Consider the following 21,610-nt stretch of genomic DNA (forward strand, 5'->3'; position numbering starts at 1 on the left):
ATTTTCATATTTGACAGTCATCACTTAGTTAATACATATAAAAATTAACTAAAAAAGGTGACCCCAAGGAGTGATAATGTCTAAGTACACAATGGCTACTAATAGCCACGATTTAAATAATGGCCAAGCTCGTTTTACAGTATTTGGCGTTGGCGGTGGCGGCGGTAACGCGGTTGAACATATGGTTCAACAAGGCGTTAAAGGGGTTACCTTTGTTTGTGCCAATACTGATAAGCAAGCCTTAGACAGACTAACTGCTGATAACAAACTACAATTAGGTGCCAATACCAACCGTGGTCTAGGCGCAGGTGCTAACCCTGAAGTGGGTCGTGAAGCCGCTGAGCAAGAAGAGGAGTCTATCCGTAAACTACTTGAAGACTCAGACATGGTATTTATTACTGCTGGTATGGGCGGTGGTACGGGTACGGGTGCGGCCCCTGTTGTGGCGCGTATTGCCAAAGAGATGGAAATCTTAACGGTCGGCGTAGTAACCACCCCCTTTAAATTTGAAGGCGGCAAACGTATTAAAGCGGCCAAAGCCGGTATCGATCAGTTATCAAACTTTGTAGATTCTATCATTACCATTCCAAACGATAAGCTATTAAAGGTGTATGGCAACATCTCAATGCAAGATGCTTTTAAAAAGGCGGACGATGTATTGATGCATGCAGTACAAGGTATTGCCCAGACCATCTCAAGCGAAGGTGTGATCAACATTGACTTTAATGATATCCGCACTGCTATGACCGCCAAAGGTCATGCTATGATGGGTATTGGCCGCGCCAGTGGCGAAGATCGTGCCCGTCAAGCGACTGAAAAAGCCATTCGCTCACCACTACTTGATAATTTATTGTTAGAAAATGCCAAAGGTCTTATCGTAAACGTTGTGTCTTCTGAATCAGTGACTTTAGATGAGCTAAATCAGATCACTGAAGTGGTTAACGATATTACCGATATAGAAGATGCCAATATCTTTATTGGTACAGTCATTGATGAGAAGCTAGGTGAAGACTTACATGTCACGGTGATCGCTACAGGTCTGACCTTAGATGAAAGCCAAGATGAGCGTAAGCCTATGCTGTCTGCCAATAGCAATCAAACCGTTGATCCTAGTGTACACACCAGCGCGTTTAACAGCCATCAAAAAGCGGCTCAGTCTCAAGCCTATCCGGCACAGGCACCTGCAGGTAGTTCTTCAGCTCCGCAGCAGCCTGCAGCGACTAAAACCAATAGCATCCAAGACTATCTAAAGCGTCAACAAAACCGTTAATAACTTAACAATAAAATTGTACCTGCTATTAAAAAGCCAAGCCAATGCTTGGCTTTTTTTATGCCTGTCTTTTGTGAAATTAACCACAAATACCTAGGATATAAGGTAATATTATTGAGCGACTGTGCTAGAATTCTTTTTATTTTGCTCGTTAATGACAGCAACTCATTGACGACAGCAATAAGGTACCGGCTTTATGAAACAACGCACCTTAAAACAGCCCATAACTGTCGTTGGGATAGGACTACATAGCGGTCAAGATGTCACCTTAACCTTGCAGCCTAGTGAGGTAAATACGGGGATTAGATTTTTGCGCACCGATATTGAGGATGCTCCCTTGATAGCGGCCGATGCATTTTTGGTGACAGACACGGTCATGTCCTCTAATCTGATGGTAAATGGCATAAAAATTGGCACAGTCGAGCACCTATTAAGTGCTTTGGCAGGCTTTGGTATAGATAACCTACTGATTAAGGTGTCTGATGCTGAGATTCCTATTATGGATGGCAGTGCTGCCAATTACGTCACCTTATTACTCGAGGCAGGTATAGAGGAGCAAGCCGCTCCTAAGCAGTTTATGAAAATATTAAAACCTGTCAAAGTAGTCGAGGGAGATAAGTGGGCACAACTTGAGCCTTACGACGGCTTTAGCTTAGATTTTGAAATTGACTTTAATCATCCTGGTATTCCAAAAGATACCCAGCGCTATCGCTTTGAATTCTCCTTGCAGAACTATATCGAGAATGTGGGCAATGCTCGAACCTTTGGATTTATGCGAGATATTGAGCATCTGCAGAAGAATAATCTGGCGCTAGGCGGCAGTTTGGACAATGCAATTGTGCTTGATGATAACGGCATTATGAACAAAGAGGGCCTAAGACATCAAGAAGAGTTCGTGCGTCATAAGATTTTAGATGCTATTGGTGATTTATATTTGGCTAAATACAGTCTGATTGGCGGTTTTTCTGCTTACAAATCTGGTCATGCATTGAACAATAAGCTCATTAGAGAGGTATATAATGACCCCAATAACTTTGAAATTGTAACAATTTATGACACATCTTCAGTGGCGAGAGCTTATGAAATTTAAATTTCAAGTAAAATCTTCAATAATTTTTAGATTTTCTGGTCGTTTTTTTAGATTTTAAGCAACAATATGGAAATATAAAAAAAGGTGAAACTCAGGTTTCACCTTTTTTTGTGTCTAAATAAGAAATACTTTCATAATCCAAACATATTCAATACTTACAGCCTAATTATTAAAGTGTATCTCATGATGAAAAAGTGGATTTATTTAGGAGAATTGATGAATTGGTTTTAAAAACTAAACGTTATATACCAAGAAAACGACATCAAGTTACATAATAAAACATTTTAGAGACTATTTAGTTAGGTTTTGCGAGACGCTTTAGAGAGTTTTTGAGGCGCTCGTCTTTAATGACATGCTCTAAAGTGTGTGTTATAGTTCTTCTCGTTGTTTCGGTCAGGCCATGATTAACGTGGCTTGAGCCCTTATTAGCAATTAAGTTCGATTGATTTGAATGCGGTTTTGAGTGATCATAATTTTCATTTAAATGATTAATTGAAGCAGGGTAAGTAACGATTACATCTATATTCTTTAGTACGCTGAATGTAAGAGATTGTTCTTTAAGTATATGAATTAGGTTGTTTGACTGGTATCGAAGATGATTTGCTGCAGTTTGAGACTGTACAGAGAGCACCAAGTGCCCCTCTTCGAATTTAACCACCCACAGAGTGTCTAATATCTCTTGGGGGAGGCCAGAGTCAAATAATACCTTAATCTCTTGAGTTATTTTGTTCAGCTCAGAGCATTTATCTCGTAAAAAGCGCGGCAAGGCAGACGCTGCAGACTTTTGATGATCAATGCGATTTGCTAAGTGATTGGGTTTTAATGGGTTTTGCATCGCAGGCCTCAGACTTAATTTTAGATGGCGTTATAACTGACTATATGAATAGCATAAACGGTTGCTAGGTCTAAATACAGACTGTTTCGATAGGTCGTTTGTTTTACGTTTATTTATTAAATGAAGATTAGAAGACTATTTGACAGGTAGGTTGAATAGTACATTAAAAAGATTAATTCTGGGAGCGTTATGAAAAAGTCACTTATTATTTTGTCGTTAATGGGGCTAAGTGCCACACAAGTAAATGCCACGGTTCAACAGACTTTTGAACCATCTGCAAGCTCTTCATTAGCTTCAGTTAATAATACACCTATCAAGAGAGTCTCAGTTTACTCAAACATTAGTGGAAATAGTGCAAGTATCGGTCAGATTGAATCTTTATCCAGTCAAGCAAGTCAAAAGAGCGATGAGTTAGCTCAGCTTGCTAGACAGTTAGAAAGTAAGTATTCAGCGACCACATTTGCCACCACAGCCAATAGTCCTATTCGCTCAGCAGCTCGTATCGATAGTTCAGCACCACCCGCGCTAGCCGCAGCCCGTGCAGCCCGTGCCGCTCATTCAAGAACTCAAGGTTTATGTGCTCGCTACGTACGTCAAGCATTACAAGCTGCAGGTTATAGCTTCACCCCCAATGCCTCAGCTTATCAATACGCCACTCGTGGCACTCTAGCAGAAGCTGGCTTCGTTAAAATCAGCAATGACGCGCCACCACAAGTCGGTGACGTAGTGGTGTACAACCGCTCATCTAAGCACCCACATGGCCACATTCAAATTTTTGATGGTAACACTTGGGTATCAGATTTTATTCAGCCTAGAAAAAACCCTTATAGCGACGCCTATTCATATACCACATGGCGCGATGCCCGTTATACAAACGATGCATCAAACGAAGGTATCTACTTAGCAATGGATTAAGCCTAAGCTTGATAGATTATGGCAATGTATTTAGACATCAAAGCTCAGCAACAAGCTGAGTTTTTTTGTGCCGGCAGTTTATGACATTTATGGTTGATATCAATATGGTTGATGTCAAAGCGGCTAACCCTTCTAACAGCATTGGCTACTCACAAAAAAAGGCCGCTCATACAGAGCGGCCTTTTTAACTTGGCATAACAGCTTTTAAATAAAGCCAATAAGCCTTTGAAGACTAGTCGCTGTAGCGGCTTAGATTTGACAGCTTAGGATTGGCATTGGGGTTACGACGAAGTAATAGCGCCATACGGCCGATGCTGTGGATAAGCTGAGCGCCAGTTTTGGCGGCTAAGTCATCACTAAAAGCGTCACGTTCTTCTTTGGTGCCTGGTGGGGTTTTGATTTTGATCAGTTCATGATCGTTTAAGGCACGCTCTAATTCTTCTAGCACTGATTCGGTTAAGCCTTTGTTACCGATAGTGACCACGGGCTTAAGCTCATGACCAATGCCTTTTAGGCGGCGAACTTCAGTGCTATCTAGGGTTTTGCGTGTGTTTTTTGCAGTGCTCATAATGTCTCAGTATTAATTATTAGGCCTAACTATGCCAGCCTTGAAAAATGTACGTGATAAAAAGACAAACCGATAATTTAGTCATCTAAAGGCTTATCTCAACCGCTGCCATTATAAAGAAAGTTGACTGCGCTTGCATGATTAGATTGTCTCAAAAATTGACATGGCTATAAATTCTTTGTATTAACTCTTTGCATTTTATCACCGGTCGCCGTAAAACTACCCACTTCAGGGGGTGGATATAAGGCGACACACACTGTCGTGATCAGTACTTAAAGTATTGCAAGTTAAAATTAACCTCGCCATACTGACCCTATGAAAACACTCAAGCTACGCATCAAAGACAAACATGCAAACCAGCTAAACAAACTAGCTGGGAGTGTTAACTATGCGTGGAACTATGTTAATGCGTTAAGCTTTGAGCATTTAAGACGCACAGGTAAGTACTTTTGGGCCTATGATTTAAGCCAATACACCAAAGGCAGTGGTGAGTATTTAGGCTTGCACTCGCAAACTCTGCAAGCCATTAACGAGACTCATGCCAAATCTCGTAAGCAGTTTAAAAAAGCCAAACTCAATTGGCGAACCAACCGACCCGATGCCAAACGCAAAAGCCTAGGCTGGATACCCTTTAAGAAATCAGCCATCAAACACCTTACCACAAGGCAAAGCGGTAAAAAAGCACTGAAATCAACCATTCAATTATCGTTATCTAAAGGTCAAAAGCTCATCATTGATATATTTGATAGCTACAACCTAAGTCTATATCAAATCAATACGCTTGAGATAGTGCAAGACAGTCGTAATCGTTGGTATGCCTGTATTACCGTCAAAGACTTTCCTAAGCAAGTGAGTGGTAAGGGTAGCGTTGGTATTGATTTAGGCTTAAAAGAGTCTGCTACCACATCAAATGGTGACAAGCTAATTATTAAGCAGACCCAAAAATGGGCTAAAAAGCTTGCCATCGCTCAACGTGCTAAGAATAAAAAGCGTGTCAAAGCAATTCATGCCAAAATTAAAAATACGAGATTAGACTTAATTCATAAATTCACCACAAGGCTTGTGCAGAGCAATGCCTTGATTGTGGTTGGTGATGTTAAATCACGCTCATTTACCAATTCGATGACCAACCTAGCTAAATCGACATACGATGCAGGATGGTTTGAACTCAAACGACAACTGGAATACAAATGCAAGCATGCAGGTTGTCAGTTTGAGATGGTAAATGAGAGTTACACTACCCAGACCTGCTCGTGCTGCCGCCAAATAAGTGACAGTAGTCCGAAAGGTAGAGCAGGTCTTGGAATAAGAGGATGGAGGTGTGCTGAGTGTGGCACATGGCATGATAGAGATATCAATGCTGCTAAGAACATCCTTGCGGTCGGGCTTGACCGTCTAGCTGTAGCAATCCCCTCGGTTTAGCGAGGGGAGGAAGTCAAAAAAATAGCGAAGTTAAGTCAGAGTGAGCTTTAGGCCACAGTGAGGATAACTCGCTGATATCAATCAAGGTCAAAACGATCAGCAATGAAGGATTAACTGCTAGCCATCCGCCCAGTTAGCCCCTTTATTGGGGCAAATAATGCTAGAATTAAGATTAAAATTTAGTTATGAATTGTCTGAAAATATAGTGAGGATATTTTGGCGACACGTATTACCAATAAAGGCCTATCAAAAAGCAGTAAGGCTTGGATGAAAGAGCATTTGGATGACCATTATGTGCAATTGGCGCAAAAAGAGGGTTACCGCGCTCGCGCTGCCTATAAACTATTGGAAATCAACGAAAAAACCAATCTCATTAAAAAAGGGATGACGGTGGTTGATTTGGGCAGTGCCCCTGGCAGCTGGTCACAGGTGGCAGGCAGACTGGTAGGGGATGAGGGCATACTCATCGCTTCAGACATCTTACCGATGGATGCCTTAGAGAATGTCACCTTTATTCAAGGTGACTTCAGAGAGGAGGCCGTGTTTGATCGCTTGATGAGTGAAGTGGGTGACAGACAGGTAGATGTGGTGTTATCTGATATGGCACCCAATACGTCAGGGCATACCGCCGTAGATCAGCCACGTATGATTTATCTGTGTGAGCTGGCAGTAGACTTTGCTTTGCGCGTACTGCCAAAAGGTGGGTCGTTGGTAATGAAGGTATTCCAAGGCGAGGGTGAGCAGCAATTACGCCAGCAGCTACAGTCTCAGTTTTCAAAAGTTCGCACCATTAAGCCTGCCGCTTCTCGTCCGCGCTCAAAAGAGGTGTTTTGGGTAGCTACCAAATAAAGCGGTATGGCGCTGAGCGTTGCTCATGATGCGCATAATCCCATTCACACCGACAACAGATAATCAATACAGTAGCTAATATTTAGACTTTATTGATGCAACAGGTGGATAATTATCTGTTTTATGCTTGATAAATACTTATACTGACCTAATAAAGGTAGGTAGAAGCAACGGTTTGCTAAAACATACAGTTTAACTCAGCTAAATTTTGGTCAAGTATTATAAAAATTTAAATGACGTAATTTAACTCAATGTAAGTCAGATGTATTGAAACTGCTCAATCTTAAAGCGGGTTATGTCTTAACAGTAATCCACTATTAACCGATTTGAGTAGAATGTTTTAGCTAAAAAACCTTGATTTTATTACTTTTATTTTAACCAAAATTGTGTCATCTGACATAAGGTTAAGCGGGTGTATTAACAAGGTGACGGGCCGTCATTGTTTTTCTGCCTCATGCTATAATGCTAGATTAGGCAGAATTTTGAACACATCAACAAGTAAGGGATGGTATAGCTTGTGAGCGACATGGTAAAAAATACCTTATTGTGGCTAGTTGTTATCGGCGTATTAGTGCTGGTATTTAGCAACTTTGATAGCAGTAATGAGCCTGATACGCTCAATTACTCTGAGTTTGTAACTCAAGTCACTGAGGACCAAATAAAAAGCGTCAAGATCGACGGTGAACAAATCACTGGCGAAAAAGTCAACGGCTCGGAGTTCGAGACCGTTCTTCCTGCAGTGGCGGACGCAGAGTTAATGCCTACGTTGCGTGAGCATAAGGTTGAGGTGCAAGGGGCAGCCCCCGAGCGTCAAAGCATTATGATGCAGTTATTAATTGCAAGCTTCCCTGTTCTGCTAATTATCGGTATCTTCTTGTTCTTCATGCGTAATATGCAAGGCGGCGCTGGCGGTAAAGCCGGTGGCCCCATGAGCTTTGGTAAATCTAAAGCCAAAATGCTGGGTGAAGACCAAATTAAAGTGACCTTTAATGATGTGGCCGGTGCAGAAGAAGCCAAAGAAGAAGTGGTCGAAGTGGTCGATTTCTTAAAAGACCCTGACAAATTCACCAAATTGGGTGCTACCATTCCTCGTGGTATCTTAATGGTGGGCCCACCAGGTACGGGTAAAACCTTACTTGCTAAAGCCATTGCCGGTGAAGCCAAAGTACCTTTTTTCTCAATCTCAGGTTCTGACTTTGTTGAAATGTTCGTTGGTGTGGGCGCATCACGTGTGCGTGATATGTTTGAGCAAGCCAAAAAGAATGCGCCTTGTATTATCTTTATCGATGAGATTGATGCCGTAGGCCGTAGCCGTGGCACAGGCATGGGTGGGGGTAATGATGAGCGCGAGCAGACCCTAAACCAGCTACTGGTAGAAATGGATGGTTTTGAAGGTAATGACGGTATTATCGTTATTGCTGCCACCAACCGCGCTGATGTACTTGATAAAGCCTTATTACGCCCAGGTCGTTTTGACCGTCAGGTGCATGTGGGCTTACCAGACATCAAAGGCCGTGAAGAGATTTTAAAGGTGCATTTACGCAAACTGCCAGCAACCATTGGTGTAGATGTGAATGCTCTTGCTCGTGGTACGCCAGGTTTTAGTGGTGCGCAGATTGCAAACTTAGTGAATGAAGCTGCTTTATTTGCTGCTCGTCGTAATAAGACCAGTGTCGATATGAACGACTTTGAGGATGCCAAAGACAAGCTATTTATGGGTCCTGAGCGTAAGTCTATGGTGCTGCGTGAAGAAGAACGTCGTGCGACCGCCTATCACGAAGCTGGCCATGCTCTAGTCGCTGAGATGCTACCAGGCACCGATCCTGTGCATAAGGTTACCATCATGCCGCGTGGTTGGGCACTGGGTGTGACTTGGCAGCTGCCTGAGTTTGATCAGACCAGCTTAGATAAGTCAAAGATGTTGAATGATATTGCGATTTTATTTGGCGGGCGTATTGCAGAAGAGGTCTTTGTTAATCAAAAGACCACAGGCGCATCAAACGACTTTGAACGTGCGACTAAAATGGCGCGCGCTATGGTGACTAAGTATGGCATGTCAGATGCATTGGGGGTGATGGTTTATGAAGATGATGATGCCTCTCAAGGTTATTTCGGCGGTGGTGCCCGTGCTATTTCTGAAGCTACACAGCAAAAAGTGGATGAAGAGATCCGTCGTATTTTAGAGGAACAGTACGCCATCGCTCGTGAGATTATCGAAGCCAATAAAGATAAGATGCATGCTATGGTTGAAGCGCTGATGAATTGGGAAACTATTGATAGAGATCAATTGCAAGATATCTTGGCAGGTAATGAGCCACGTGCACCTCGCAATTATCAAGAAAAAGATGTTACCCCAAAAAAGGAAGTCAGCTCTTCAGGTCCAACACCGCCACCTTTACCTGCAATGTAGTGTATTAGACTATCTCACAACTTGTAGATTTAAGTGGTCTTAAAAAAGGTCTTTTCTCAATGAAAAGGCCTTTTTTTATGCGCCGCCACCGGGCGACATATCTGTTAGAATAGCGGATGAAATCTATGGAGTATTTGCCAAAATAATTATAAACAGATGAGCCATTATGCAACTACATTGTCTTCCTAATATTAAAATTAAAGCGCCTTTATCTACCAAGCCAGGTATCGCTAGCGGCTATAAACAGCTAGACTTGTCTCAGCCTCAAGTAATGGGTATTTTGAATGTGACCCCTGACTCGTTTTCTGATGGTGGGCAGTTTAATAATATCGAGTCGGCTATACGGCACTGTGAACGCATGATTCAAGAGGGTGCCACTATTATTGATATCGGCGGAGAATCAACTCGGCCAAATGCCAGTCCAGTGAGCGAAGAAGAAGAATGCGCGCGCGTAGTGCCTGTGGTTGCAGCGATTCGTGAACGCTTCGGTGATAAGCTGTGGCTGTCTATTGATACCAGCTCACCGACAGTGATTGAACAGGCGGTGCACGCGGGTGCTGACATCTGGAATGATGTGCGAGCATTGACTCGGGAGGGCGCACTTGAGATGGCGGCCAAGCTCGATATCCCTGTGGTACTGATGCACATGCGCGGTGAGCCTACTACCATGAATGCCAAAGCCCATTATCAAGATGTGATCAGTGAAGTACTTGCTGAGCTTAAGGTACGAATTGAGGCAGCTCAGCAAGCTGGCGTAAAAGCACATAATCTCATTATTGATCCAGGCTTCGGCTTTGCTAAAGAGTATGAGCACCACAAGCGGTTATTAAATCATATGTCGCAGTTGCATCAATTGCAGTTGCCCATCTTATTCGGTGTCTCACGTAAGCGCTTTTTAGGTCAGGTGCTGACCCATACCGGCCTCGGTATCTTTGATGATCATATGGCAACTGATAGAGATGGCGTGGGTATGGTTGCAGCATTATTAGCAGTACAGCAAGGCGCTAGTATTATACGCACTCATAATGTCAGATTAAGCGTAGAGGGTCTGGCTTTGTGGCAGCAATTGAGCCAATAACAATACATTATAAATTTTAAAACCGTATTACCTCAAAGCATTGGCTTTTATCGCTATATTATTTTTATTTTTTTTACTTAGTTAGGAGTGTCTTATGAGCACACAGCTCGAGCCCACCAATGAACAAAGACGTGTTATCTACCAAGCTCGCCGCGGTCTAAAAGAGCTGGATTTTTATATTGATCCTTACGTCAAACAGTACTATCTAACCGCAGATGAAGATGAGCAAGCAACCTTTGCTAAGCTGCTGACTTATGAAGACCCTGATTTATTGAATTATTTCATGAATCAAGATACGCCAGACGATGCCAAAGTGGGTGAGTTGGTATTAAAGCTCAAAAAACTGCAGCATGGTGATCTATCTTAAATGCTCAGTCTATAAATACCAACGCCTGCCGTAAGGTATGTTGTTTATGAGCCGTCAACTCAACTCTTGCATTGCCGCAAAGAGTGGTTGGCGGCTTTTATATGCCACAACCTTTTTGGCTGTGCCGGTATTGTTGATAGTGACAACCTTGGTGACTTGGGCCGGGATTATGGTGCTGCTTTTAAGCAGTGCACTGCTTGCTATGGTGTTCTACGTTCATGATACACCGTTACACATTAGCGTCAGTGATTGTGATGATATGACAAAAGGCTGGCAGCTTTTATATAAAGCTGGGGCAAATGCTAAGGCAGCTGGTGCAGCGCCGGTACTTTGGGAGGCAAAGCTGGTAAGTGCCAATGCTTTACGTCACTGCTTGCAGCTGAGCTTTGTGACTCATTATCCTATTGTGCAAAAAAAGACAGTCGTGCTTTGGCAAGATCAAGTTCAAGTGGATACTTGGCGGCGCTTGATGGTATTGGCTCAGTGGCGCTAATAACGCAGCACCATCTTTTGATATACAAATTACATAACAAGTAAATGTAATTGCTAACGCACTAAGCGCTAAGCTTTGCTATAGTAGGGGCATGTTATTTGTAACCTATTTTGTAAATTACTAAGGAGATATTATGAGTCTACTCGGCAATCTAATCACTCAGGTGGCACGCCAAGCATTGGATCCTAATGAAGCCAAGCGCAATCCGGTTAATCAGCGTATCGAGCCACGTGCTACGGGCGGCTTAGGGGATATTTTAGGGAGTGTTTTAGGCGGCAACAATCAAGCGCATCAAAGCCAAGCACAGGACAATGGCTTCGGTTTAGATGACCTATTAGGCGGCGTTCTGGGCGGTAGTATGGGCGGCAATCGCAATACGGGTGGCTTAGGCAGTATCTTGGGTAGCGTCTTAGGTGGCGGTAGCATGGGCGGTGCTCGCGCAGGTGGTGGTAAAGCCATGTTAGTAGCGGCGCTGATGCCTATTGCACTTAATTGGATTCAGCGCAATGGCGGCTTGTCTGGTGCTTTATCTAAGATCCAAGACTTAGGCTTTGGCCATCAGGCGCAATCTTGGCTGAGCAATGAGCAACAAAACCAAAACCTTGACCCCAACCAAATCAATAAACTATTTGATGAGCAAGAGCTTGAGCAAGTTCGTAGCCAGACAGGCGCAGATGATACAGAAGTACGCCAAGGTTTAGCCGAGCTATTGCCTGAGATTGTTAACCAATTGACCCCAAACGGCGGCTTAGATAAAGAGCAAGAAGCCAACCAAGAGATTGAAGATATCTTACGTCAAATCTCAGGCAGCTTGCCAAAATAAGAGATGAGTCTTGATTGGCGGTTAATAACATAAAAATGGTCAAAACCAGATTACTAAATGAGTGGTCTGGTTTTTTTAGTTGATAGCAAATGAGGTGGGTTGCATAAATGGAACCAACTACTGATTTATCAAAGCCATGTGCAGTGGTATGATACTGCCACTTATTTGGTTCACTCAAGATTAGATTTTTTGTCTTATATTTTTGCTTGTATTTTTTAGTTGTATAAAGAGGCTCCCATGTTTTTGGCAATAGATACCGTTTTTGATCAATGTTCTGTGGCGATAGTGAGCCAAGATTTACAAGTCATCAGTGATCACACCGAAACCGGTAAACGTGATCAAACCCAGCAGATATTGCCTATGATTGACAGCGCTTTACAGCAAGCGGGAATTAAATTGGCAGATATTACGGCGTTAATTTTCAACCGTGGCCCTGGCCCTTTTAGTGGTATTCGAATTAATACCGCAGTAATACAAGCGTTGTCTGTGGCGCATAATATTCCTTGCGTTGGGGTATCAAGCTTAGCAGCCATTGCACAGGCGGCCTTTGATAAACAAGGTGTGCAGCAGGTCTATGCCGCGTTAGATGCGCGCATGAAGCAGGTCTATTTTGGAGAGTATCAGCTTGCCCAAATGCAAGGCACGCCAGATGTTCAGGTGATGACTCAGGTAGAGGGCAGTGAGGAGAGGTTGGTTGATTATGATCAAAGCACCGATAAGGCGCTGCCCATTGCTGGTAACGGCGCAACTTTGCTGCATGCAGTGGAGGATCAACCTTTGTTTGCTGAGATTATTCCTGATGCGGTGAGCTTAGCTAAGCTGGGTATTGCCCAGTATTTAGTATCAGGTGGTGTCAGTGCAGATCAAGCTCTGCCTGTTTATTTGCGCAATAATGCTTGGAAAACACTCAAAGAGCAGGGCAAAGCTTAAGTCACACAGAAAAGTTGGTCTAAGCGACAGGTTTAGTTGAGCGAAGTTTTTATTTTTATTATTTTATAGTGAGCACTTATTTTGGATTTACTACTCATTCTCAAAGCCGTCATCATGGGTATCGTCGAGGGCATTACTGAGTTTTTGCCCATATCCAGTACCGGTTATCTGATTCTCTCTGCCGACTTGATGAGCTTTTGGACCAAAGAAAAAGCCGATTTATTTATCGTAGTCATTCAGCTGGGCGCTATCTTGGCAGTCATTTATGAGTATTGGGGGCGCTTATGGCATGCTTTAATGGGTCTGATAACGGGTAAGTCTGAAGGTCCTAATGCGCTAAAAAACCCCCGTCAGCTGGGGCTTAGTCTGATTGTGGCGACCATTCCGGTGATGCTTGTCGGCTTTACGTTAGCCGATCAAATCAAAGAGTATCTATTTAACCCTTATACTGTAGCGATTATGCTGATATTAGGGGGCCTGCTTATCTTCTATGTTGAGCGTAAGCAGATTCCGGTGATTGCTGAAGAGGCAGAAGATGTGAGTCTAAAAACAGCGCTACTGATTGGTCTTATGCAGTGTTTGGCGCTTATTCCTGGTACATCGCGCTCAGGCTCTACCATTATCGGTGCGCTATGGCTGGGTGTGTCCCGCAAGGCCGCGGCAGAGTTTTCTTTTTTCTTAGGCATCCCCGTGATTATTGGTGCCGGCTTGCTGGATTTATTAAAACACAAAGACGTACTCAGTAGTGGTCAAGATTGGCTGATACTGGGTGTTGGGGTATTGGTATCCTTTGTGGTGGGTTTGTTGTGTATCCGCTGGCTGGTAGATTGGGTAAGTCGTCGTGACTTTACCATATTTGCTTGGTTGCGCATTATCACAGGTATCATAGTGCTGTTGGTGGCTTGGATATTTGGTTATACCATTCAGGGTTAGTCGCCTTAATTGAGAAGGCATTAATTTTCAAAATATCAGCTTTCAAAATATCAGTTTGCAAAACAGGGACTTACGCCAGCCATGACTTCGCCTATATCTTGTGTGACGCTTATTTATCCTCAGTCTATTGCTGAGCAGGCCTTGATACTGATTCAAGCGTTGCAGCAGCTGATAGTAGAGGCTAAGCTGCCGCTGAGTATCGAGGCGGTCGCCAGTGAGCAAAAGCTGACTCAAAAAATACGCAAACAGCTCAGTCAGCAGTATCAGCAGCCGCTACTGGTGATAGATGACAAGCAGCAACTGACCTTGCTGACTAATGGGGTGAGTGTCTCGCCAGAATGGAATAGCCTACAGCGTCGAGTGGTCAGTGCCGGCAGAAAGTCAGAATTGCTGCTGCAAGCCACCAAGCTTACTGCCAGCAGTCGGGTGCTTGATGCCACTGCAGGCTTTGGTCATGACAGTTTGATTTTGGCCAGTAGTGGCGCCCAGCTTACCTTACTTGAGCGCAACCCCTTGATGGTATTATTGCTCAAGTATGAGCAGCAGATGATGGCCAAGCAGCCCAATTGGCAAAAACTGATGGCGCGCTTGCACATAGTTTGTGCAGAGTCTACTGAATATATGCAGCCTGCACCGACTGCCTGTGACTTGCAAGCCCAGACTATCAGCCACGCCTTTGACGTCATCTATCTAGACCCTATGTTCCCAGAGAGCAGCTATGCGCATAGCTCTAAAGGTGCTAAGGTGGGTAAGCATATGCAGGCACTACACCAGATTGCTGAGCCACCTAGCCTTAAAGAAGAGCAGGCCTTATTAAGTCTGGCCTTATCTTTTGTGGCCCCTGGGGGACGAGTGGTGGTCAAAAGACCAATACAGGCACCTGTTTTTGCCTCACAAGCTGCCAATGAAAGTTGGCAAAACGACGTGGTACGCTTCGATGCCTACTTTACTTATTTATAGCTTATTAAGTTAACAATAGTGTTTAGATATACCCGATTGGGGCTTACTAAATCTGGGTATAAATGCTAAGCTAGATGAAACCAAACGCTGTCTAAAAGTTATTATGAGCCCAACACCTATACAGTCAAATTCACAATCTAGCATTTTTAATTTGCCTAATAACTTAACCATTGCCCGTATTGCGATGATTCCGTTGTTTGTGGCGATCGCCTATTGGCCGCCAGCCTTAGGTATTGGTGTGCCGATGATTTCGGACAATACCATTGCCAATATTGGTATGAATATGGATGCGTTTAGTGACAGCATGCTGCGCCATTTGCTGTTGACTTTATTGTTTGTGTTGGCAGCCATTACCGACTGGTTAGATGGTTATTTGGCCCGAAAAATGAATATCGTATCCGCCTTTGGTCGCTTTTTAGACCCAGTGGCAGATAAGCTGATGGTGGCTGCGGCGCTGATTGTATTAGTGCAGTGGCATCCTAATATTATTATGGCCATTGCCGCCATTGTTATTATTTCACGTGAGATTGCGGTATCTGCGCTGCGTGAGTGGATGGCAGAGCTTGGGGCCCGTACTAGCGTGGCGGTGTCCTATGTGGGTAAGTTGAAAACTACGTTCCAAATGATAGCCATTACTGTGCTGCTGCTTAATATAGAGTCACTGGAGTTGTTAGGCTATGGCTTGATGGTGGCAGCGGTTGTATTAACCTTATGGTCTATGATGATCTATATGCGCGCGGCTTGGCCTTATCTCAAACAAAACTAGTCAATTACTTGCAGCTGAGCGATGAGTAAATCAAATCCACAGCTTACCAATCACTAAAAGCCCCAACCAATTGCAATTGGTTGGGGCTTTTTTGTTCATATTTTGAGATGAAGCTGAGCTGTTTTGGCTTAAAATTCAACAGAACCATTGTCGCCTAAGCTGTCGGCTATTTTACCATCTTGAACAGCTGCTACGGCCAACTTGGCGGCATTAATAATACCGTTGCCACTGCGCCAGAATTCAGCACCATTCGGCACCACTTTAATCAGCTGCACGTTTTCATCTTCTTTGCCATGCTCATAAAAGGCATTGTAAATAGGGGACCACAGCTCATCAAGTTTGGCTTTATCATCTACCAGTTCCGCCTTGCCATTAATAGACACATAGTCTTTGCCATCTTGGCTAACATAAGATAAATTTACTTGCGGATTGTTGTTGATATTATCAACGGCCTGAGTGGTTTTATCACCAATAAACCATATCTCACGGGCGCCAAGGCTGGTCTCACTTGTGGTCATAGGACACGCGTGCAAATGCCCCTCTGTAGTAATGCTGGTGAACATTGCAAACTTAACCTCTTTTACAATCTCACGAATAAGGTCAATGTGGTCTTGTTTACTCATAATAATTTCCTTATATCAAAATATCGTTATTGGTTGATTGTCTTTGAATTTTTATAAATATCTTTAACACAGTGTTTATGCTAAATGGCTGGTCAAACAAATGATACCCTGACCCTGTAAGAGCACGTGAGCCTTTGTAAAAAAGCGGCTTATTTAGTTAATTTAAGTAAGATTATCTTTTGGTTATCTAATAATCACTGTACTAGATGCTGCTAAAGAGTAGATAAAATAATAATTGCCATCAAAAGCTGTTTTATGAGGTGGTTCACTAGCACCTTAAGCGTAACTTCTTGCTATAATAGCCAAGGATTTTATGGACTGCCAAAAGCTTGCCTTATAAACAGGCGTATCAGTTCACTGTGACAACTTTTGTTTTCATTAATCTCGTTTCTACACTCTACTCAGACACTGCGGAATTTGCCTTATGATGATCCTCGCTGGACACCGTTTTTTAACCGAGTTCAAAGCCCAACAATTAATTGAGCAGTTAAATAGCCAGACGGCCCTCAAGGTGACAGGTATTGATACACAACAAGTGTACGTCCTATCACGCGAACTTAACGATGCTGAGCGTAAAAAGGCTTTAGACCTATTAAATCAAGGCGAAGAAGTGGCCGCTATCACAGCCAGTGCCGGCCAGTGCCAAGTCATCGTTAGCTCACGCTTTGGTACCATTTCTCCTTGGTCAAGTAAAGCCACCGACATCTTTAATAACTGTGAGTTAGCAGTAGAACGTGTTGAGCGCGTTATCGTATTTACCTTAACTGGCGAGGATTTGCCATCGAAACTACCAAAACAAGCTGAGCAAATCTTACATGACCGTATGACCCAAAGCTTGGTTTATGATTTAAATCAGTTGAGCCAATTATTCGATGATCATACACCAGCGTCACTCAAGCATGTGGATATCATTGGCCAAGGCCGCAGTGCCTTAGAAGCGGCGAACCGAGAGTTTGGTTTTGCGCTATCGGTAGAAGATATCGATTACTTAATGCAGGCTTATGGTGAAGAGCTTAAACGTAACCCCACAGACGTTGAGCTGATGATGTTTGCTCAGGCCAACTCAGAACATTGCCGTCATAAAATCTTTAACTCAGAGTGGACGGTTGACGGTGAAGTGCAGCCCAAATCACTGTTTAAAATGATTCGCAACACCCATGAAAAAAACCCTACCGGTATCTTGTCAGCTTATAAAGACAACGCTGCGGTGATGCAAGGCTTTGAAGCTGAGCGCTTTTATCCGCTGCCTCAAAAAGAGCTGGGCGAAGATGTTTTATCCTCGCAAATGCACCAGTATGACTTTCATAATGAGCACATCGACATCTTAATGAAAGTCGAAACGCACAACCATCCCACCGCTATTGCTCCGTATGCCGGCGCATCAACCGGTGCCGGTGGTGAAATTCGTGATGAAGGTGCAACCGGCCGAGGGGGCAAACCAAAAGCGGGCTTAACTGGGTTTAACGTCTCACACCTACACCTGCCAGATATGCCAGAGAAGTGGGAGCAGTCAGGTCAATTTAGCACTAAAGACTATGGTAAGCCGGAGCGCATGGCGTCAAGCTTAGAGATTATGACAGAAGCGCCGCTAGGCTCAGCCAATTTTGCCAACGAATTTGGTCGTCCTAACCTTTGTGGTTATTTCCGTTCTTTCCAATTAGATACCAGTGCGAATCAAGATGGTAGTGAGATGCGCGGTTATCATAAGCCGATCATGATTGCTGGTGGTTACGGTAACATCAAACGCAACTTGGTTGAAAAAAACAGCATCCAAGAGGGCGACTTACTTATCGTCTTGGGTGGCCCTGCGATGCAAATCGGTCTGGGCGGCGGTGCAGCCTCATCAGTAGACAGTGGTGAGCTTGATGAAGGGTTAGACTTTGCTTCTGTACAACGTGATAACGCTGAGATGGAGCGCCGTTGTCAGGAAGTGATCGATCGCTGCTGGGCGCTTGCAGGTAATGACATTGAGGCGAGCGCTGCCAGTAAAGATGGTAACCCGATTGTGTCTATCCATGACGTGGGTGCAGGCGGCTTATCAAATGCTATGCCTGAGCTGGTCAATGATCACGACATGGGTGCGGTGCTAAACTTACGTCAAATTCCTTCACTAGAGGCGGGCATGTCACCGATGGCCATCTGGTCAAATGAGGCACAAGAGCGTTATGTGCTTGCCATTCGCCCTGAGAGCGAAGCCTTATTTGATGCCATTTGTAAGCGTGAGCGTTGCCCTTATGCCATCTTAGGTACCGCAACCGCCATCCGTCAGCTGCAAGTGGATGATGCATTATTAGACGAGCAACCGGTTGATATGCCGATGCAAGTGTTGCTTGGCGGTACACCGCAAATGAAGCGTACCTTCGAGCGTGAACAAAAAATCCTTGCTCCGCTTGATTTCGCTGATGCTGGTGACAGCTTTGATATCAAAGAGGCGGTGCATGATGTGCTGCGTCACCCAACGGTAGCCAGCAAGTCATTCTTAATTAGTATTGGCGATCGCTCAATCACAGGTATGGTAACCCAAGATCAATACGTGGGGCGTTATCAAGTGCCTGTGGCCGACTGTGCGGTAACCAGCTCAGGTTTACTGGCCAATACCGGTGAGGCCATGAGTATGGGTGAGCGTCCACCTGTGGCATTAATCAATCCTGCCGCATCGGCACGCTTGGCAGTGGCTGAAGCCATCACCAACATCGCAGGCGCGCGTATCGATAAGATTTCAGACATTACGTTATCAGCTAACTGGATGGCCGCTTGCGGTGAAGATGTCGAAGACGCAGCCTTGTTTGATGCAGTATATGCCGTAGGTGAAGAGTTGTGTCCTGCCTTGGGCATTGCAATTCCAGTAGGTAAGGACTCATTATCTATGCGCGCAGGCTGGAGTGATGAGGTGGATGGTCAAGCCGTGGATAAAGCTGTTGTGAGCCCCATGAGCTTAGTCATTACTGCCTTTGCGCCGGTGATTGATGTCAATAAAACTTTAACGCCTGAGTTAAAAAATACGGATGCTGCTTTATACCGTCTAGATTTGTCGCAAGGTAAGCTGCGATTGGGTGGCTCAATCTTAGCGCAAACCCAAAGCCAGCTGGGTAATGAATGCCCTGATTTAGCCAGCCCTCAAGATTTAATTAATTTCTTTAATTTTATCCAGGCCGGTAACCAGCAAGGCGTTATCAGTGCTTATCACGATATCGGTGATGGAGGCCTATTGGCAACAGTGGCTGAGATGCAGTTTACTAATCGCTTGGCGATTAACCTAAACCTAAGCAATGACAACCTCTTAGGCCAGCTGTTTGCTGAAGAACTTGGTGCAGTGATCCAAGTACTGCCTGAGCATATTGACGCTGTTATGGCGTTGGCTGAAGAGCACAACGTTTCGGCAATGTTAAGCCTCATTGGTCAAACCATTGAGACCCCAGTAGGCGGCGCCAATCAAGATAAATTAACCCTAATTACACCGCTACATCAAGGCGATGATGCCTTGGTATTTAGCCGCAGTGATCTACAGCAAACTTGGACTCAGGTGAGTTACCAGATTGCCAAACGCCGTGATAACCCAGAGTGCGTGCAGCAGGAGTTTGACTTAATCGCTGATCCTAATCACCATGGTCTGATTGCTCAAGCTAACTTTGATTTAAATCAAAAAGTAGATGAGCCTTATCTCAACAGCCGCCCCAATAAGCCAAAAGTGGCTATCTTGCGTGAGCAAGGTGTGAACGGTCAATTAGAAATGGCAGCCGGCTTCGTGCGTGCAGGATTCGATGCAGTTGACGTGCATATGAGTGACCTACTTGAGGGTCGTATTGATTTACGCGACTTCAATGGTTTGGTGGCCTGTGGTGGCTTTAGTTACGGTGACGTATTGGGTGCAGGCTCAGGTTGGGCCAATTCAATCTTGTTCCATGACGAGCTGCGTATGCAATTTGTGCGATTCTTCACCCGTCCGGATACTTTCAGCTTAGGCGTGTGTAACGGCTGTCAGATGATGGCTCAGTTAAAAGACTTAATCCCAGGCGCGGAGAATTTCCCACGTTTTACTTACAATAAGTCAGCCCGCTTTGAAGCGCGTACTGTCAACGTAAAAATTGAGCGCACTAAGTCGATCTTATTAAAAGGTATGCAAGACAGCATCTTACCCATCGCTGTGGCACACGGTGAAGGCTTTGCTACCTTAAATAAGTCAGAGATTGACGGTATGGCCAATCATGGTCAGATCGCCATGCGTTATGTCGATAGCCAAGGTAATCCCACCGAGACTTACCCATTGAACCCGAATGGCTCATTGGGCGGTGTGACAGGTATTTGTAGTACTGACGGTCGTGTCACCTTAATGATGCCACACCCTGAGCGTACGCTACGAGCAGTTAATCACAGCTGGAAGCCAGATGAGTGGGCAGATGATGGCGCGTGGATGCGTATGTTCCGTAATGCCCGTGCTTGGTTACGCTAGTATTGTTTTGATGCTACTTTTTTAACCAGAGTAGAGTAAATCTAACGTTTAATAAAAAGGTGAGTCATAAAATGGCTCACCTTTTTTATTGTTTTTTTATTACTGATATCACACAAGAGATTGGCTTTAATCCTTGTGCCCATCCTTTGCTTGCGCCTGCGCAATCAACTCTTTGACTTGCGCACTTTCCTTTAGCACACAGGCGTCATAGGCGGACAGCTCTTTTGCCTCTTGCTCCGCCTGTGCTTGCGCTAGACTTTCTTGTTCTGCCTTACGTTTAAAATAAGCTTCTAGCGCTTCAGGTTGTGAGTAATCTGGTTGTGAGTCACTCATGACAGGCTCCTTTTTAGGTAATCTACAGTAGGTATTAGTGATCTATTTTATCATCTTAATGTTGCCAATTAGCCAGAGCGTTACCTGCGGTTACTGGGAGCGTTTTTACTTGATACCACCATTATTAAATACTAGCCTACGCTTTGTAGTGGCTATGGTTATAATAGCGAGTATTTGCCTTTATTCATGCGTCAATAAAACTTATCAATCAATAGAATCAACTTATGAAATTTAGAACAGATATCAACGGCTTAAGAGCAATTGCGGTAATAGCGGTTGTACTATTTCACTTTAATCCTGCATGGATGCCTGGTGGCTTTGCTGGTGTTGATGTGTTTTTTGTTATCTCAGGTTTTTTGATGACAGGCATTATTTTTCGCGGGCTCGAAAATAACTGCTTTTTGATTTTTTATTATAATAAAAATAACTGTTAGTAGTTAAACTTAATGGTAGACAGGTTTTTAGTTATGTGATAATTTTATTATTGGCAATAAT

Annotated in this window: 19 protein-coding genes and 1 pseudogene; 16 read left to right on the forward strand and 4 right to left on the reverse strand. The window is 44.0% G+C overall.

Annotation, left to right across the window (positions count from 1 at the left end; translation table 11 throughout):
* Positions 1–76 precede the first annotated feature (76 nt).
* The gene (gene ftsZ, locus MN210_RS03010) at positions 77–1,270 is read left to right on the forward strand and encodes a cell division protein FtsZ (protein ID WP_011959811.1); all 1,194 of its coding nucleotides are present in this window, start codon (positions 77–79) and stop codon (positions 1,268–1,270) included.
* A 196-nt stretch (positions 1,271–1,466) separates the two neighbouring features.
* Complete coding sequence (gene lpxC / locus MN210_RS03015) at positions 1,467–2,360, forward strand: UDP-3-O-acyl-N-acetylglucosamine deacetylase (RefSeq protein ID WP_201543950.1); 894 nt, start codon at positions 1,467–1,469, stop codon at positions 2,358–2,360.
* Between the two features lie 295 nt (positions 2,361–2,655).
* Here lpxC and MN210_RS03020 read toward each other — a convergent pair whose 3' ends face one another.
* Entirely contained in the window at positions 2,656–3,195 is a 540-nt protein-coding gene (locus tag MN210_RS03020) for a DciA family protein (protein WP_155586555.1), read from the reverse strand.
* 189 nt (positions 3,196–3,384) lie between these two features.
* Here MN210_RS03020 and MN210_RS03025 point away from each other — a divergent pair, with 189 nt between their 5' ends.
* On the forward strand, positions 3,385–4,110 hold the full coding sequence (locus MN210_RS03025) for a CHAP domain-containing protein (RefSeq protein ID WP_011959814.1): 726 nt from the start codon (positions 3,385–3,387) through the stop codon (positions 4,108–4,110).
* Between the two features lie 232 nt (positions 4,111–4,342).
* Here the strand turns inward: MN210_RS03025 and MN210_RS03030 are convergent, their stop codons facing one another.
* On the reverse strand, positions 4,343–4,678 hold the full coding sequence (locus MN210_RS03030) for a YhbY family RNA-binding protein (RefSeq protein ID WP_011959815.1): 336 nt from the start codon (positions 4,676–4,678) through the stop codon (positions 4,343–4,345).
* 315 nt (positions 4,679–4,993) lie between these two features.
* Between MN210_RS03030 and MN210_RS03035 the strand changes: the two genes are divergently transcribed.
* From MN210_RS03035 to pgsA, 11 genes are all read left to right on the forward strand, one after another.
* Entirely contained in the window at positions 4,994–6,100 is a 1,107-nt protein-coding gene (locus MN210_RS03035; RefSeq protein ID WP_338412526.1) for an RNA-guided endonuclease InsQ/TnpB family protein, read from the forward strand.
* Between the two features lie 216 nt (positions 6,101–6,316).
* Positions 6,317–6,949 (forward strand): 23S rRNA (uridine(2552)-2'-O)-methyltransferase RlmE, encoded by a 633-nt coding sequence (rlmE, locus tag MN210_RS03040; RefSeq protein ID WP_011959816.1) that lies wholly within the window; start codon positions 6,317–6,319, stop codon positions 6,947–6,949.
* Between the two features lie 526 nt (positions 6,950–7,475).
* Entirely contained in the window at positions 7,476–9,359 is a 1,884-nt protein-coding gene (ftsH, locus tag MN210_RS03045) for an ATP-dependent zinc metalloprotease FtsH (protein WP_011959817.1), read from the forward strand.
* A gap of 166 nt (positions 9,360–9,525) precedes the next feature.
* Positions 9,526–10,437, forward strand: coding sequence for a dihydropteroate synthase (folP, locus tag MN210_RS03050; protein ID WP_241879180.1), 912 nt, complete (start codon positions 9,526–9,528; stop codon positions 10,435–10,437).
* Positions 10,438–10,531: 94 nt separating this feature from the next.
* A complete protein-coding gene (locus MN210_RS03055) occupies positions 10,532–10,804 on the forward strand; it encodes an FAD assembly factor SdhE (protein WP_338412527.1) in 273 nt (90 codons plus the stop codon).
* Positions 10,805–10,850: 46 nt separating this feature from the next.
* Complete coding sequence (locus MN210_RS03060) at positions 10,851–11,297, forward strand: hypothetical protein (RefSeq protein WP_241879182.1); 447 nt, start codon at positions 10,851–10,853, stop codon at positions 11,295–11,297.
* A 133-nt stretch (positions 11,298–11,430) separates the two neighbouring features.
* On the forward strand, positions 11,431–12,120 hold the full coding sequence (locus MN210_RS03065; RefSeq protein WP_011959821.1) for a YidB family protein: 690 nt from the start codon (positions 11,431–11,433) through the stop codon (positions 12,118–12,120).
* A 237-nt stretch (positions 12,121–12,357) separates the two neighbouring features.
* Positions 12,358–13,050, forward strand: a complete 693-nt coding sequence (gene tsaB, locus MN210_RS03070; protein WP_011959822.1) for a tRNA (adenosine(37)-N6)-threonylcarbamoyltransferase complex dimerization subunit type 1 TsaB — start codon at positions 12,358–12,360, stop codon at positions 13,048–13,050.
* 81 nt (positions 13,051–13,131) lie between these two features.
* Positions 13,132–13,983 (forward strand): undecaprenyl-diphosphate phosphatase, encoded by an 852-nt coding sequence (locus MN210_RS03075; protein ID WP_011959823.1) that lies wholly within the window; start codon positions 13,132–13,134, stop codon positions 13,981–13,983.
* An 81-nt stretch (positions 13,984–14,064) separates the two neighbouring features.
* Positions 14,065–14,943: a class I SAM-dependent methyltransferase gene (locus tag MN210_RS03080; RefSeq protein ID WP_241879183.1), complete on the forward strand. Its 879-nt coding sequence runs from the start codon at positions 14,065–14,067 to the stop codon at positions 14,941–14,943.
* Positions 14,944–15,046: 103 nt separating this feature from the next.
* Complete coding sequence (pgsA, locus tag MN210_RS03085) at positions 15,047–15,709, forward strand: CDP-diacylglycerol--glycerol-3-phosphate 3-phosphatidyltransferase (RefSeq protein ID WP_110816162.1); 663 nt, start codon at positions 15,047–15,049, stop codon at positions 15,707–15,709.
* Between the two features lie 128 nt (positions 15,710–15,837).
* Here the strand turns inward: pgsA and MN210_RS03090 are convergent, their stop codons facing one another.
* Positions 15,838–16,332 carry a pyridoxamine 5'-phosphate oxidase family protein gene (locus MN210_RS03090; protein ID WP_011959826.1) on the reverse strand — a complete coding sequence of 165 codons (495 nt, stop codon included), beginning with the start codon at positions 16,330–16,332 and terminating at the stop codon, positions 15,838–15,840.
* A gap of 424 nt (positions 16,333–16,756) precedes the next feature.
* On the opposite strand from MN210_RS03090, the gene purL reads away from it, so the two are divergent.
* Entirely contained in the window at positions 16,757–20,782 is a 4,026-nt protein-coding gene (purL, locus tag MN210_RS03095) for a phosphoribosylformylglycinamidine synthase (protein WP_338412528.1), read from the forward strand.
* A gap of 126 nt (positions 20,783–20,908) precedes the next feature.
* Here purL and MN210_RS03100 read toward each other — a convergent pair whose 3' ends face one another.
* Positions 20,909–21,115 (reverse strand): hypothetical protein, encoded by a 207-nt coding sequence (locus MN210_RS03100; RefSeq protein ID WP_241879184.1) that lies wholly within the window; start codon positions 21,113–21,115, stop codon positions 20,909–20,911.
* 224 nt (positions 21,116–21,339) lie between these two features.
* Between MN210_RS03100 and MN210_RS03105 the strand changes: the two are divergent.
* Positions 21,340–21,534, forward strand: a pseudogene (locus MN210_RS03105) (acyltransferase family protein); the annotation flags it as partial.
* Positions 21,535–21,610: the final 76 nt, after the last annotated feature.

The organism is Psychrobacter raelei (assembly GCF_022631235.3).
Lineage (GTDB): Bacteria > Pseudomonadota > Gammaproteobacteria > Pseudomonadales > Moraxellaceae > Psychrobacter > Psychrobacter raelei.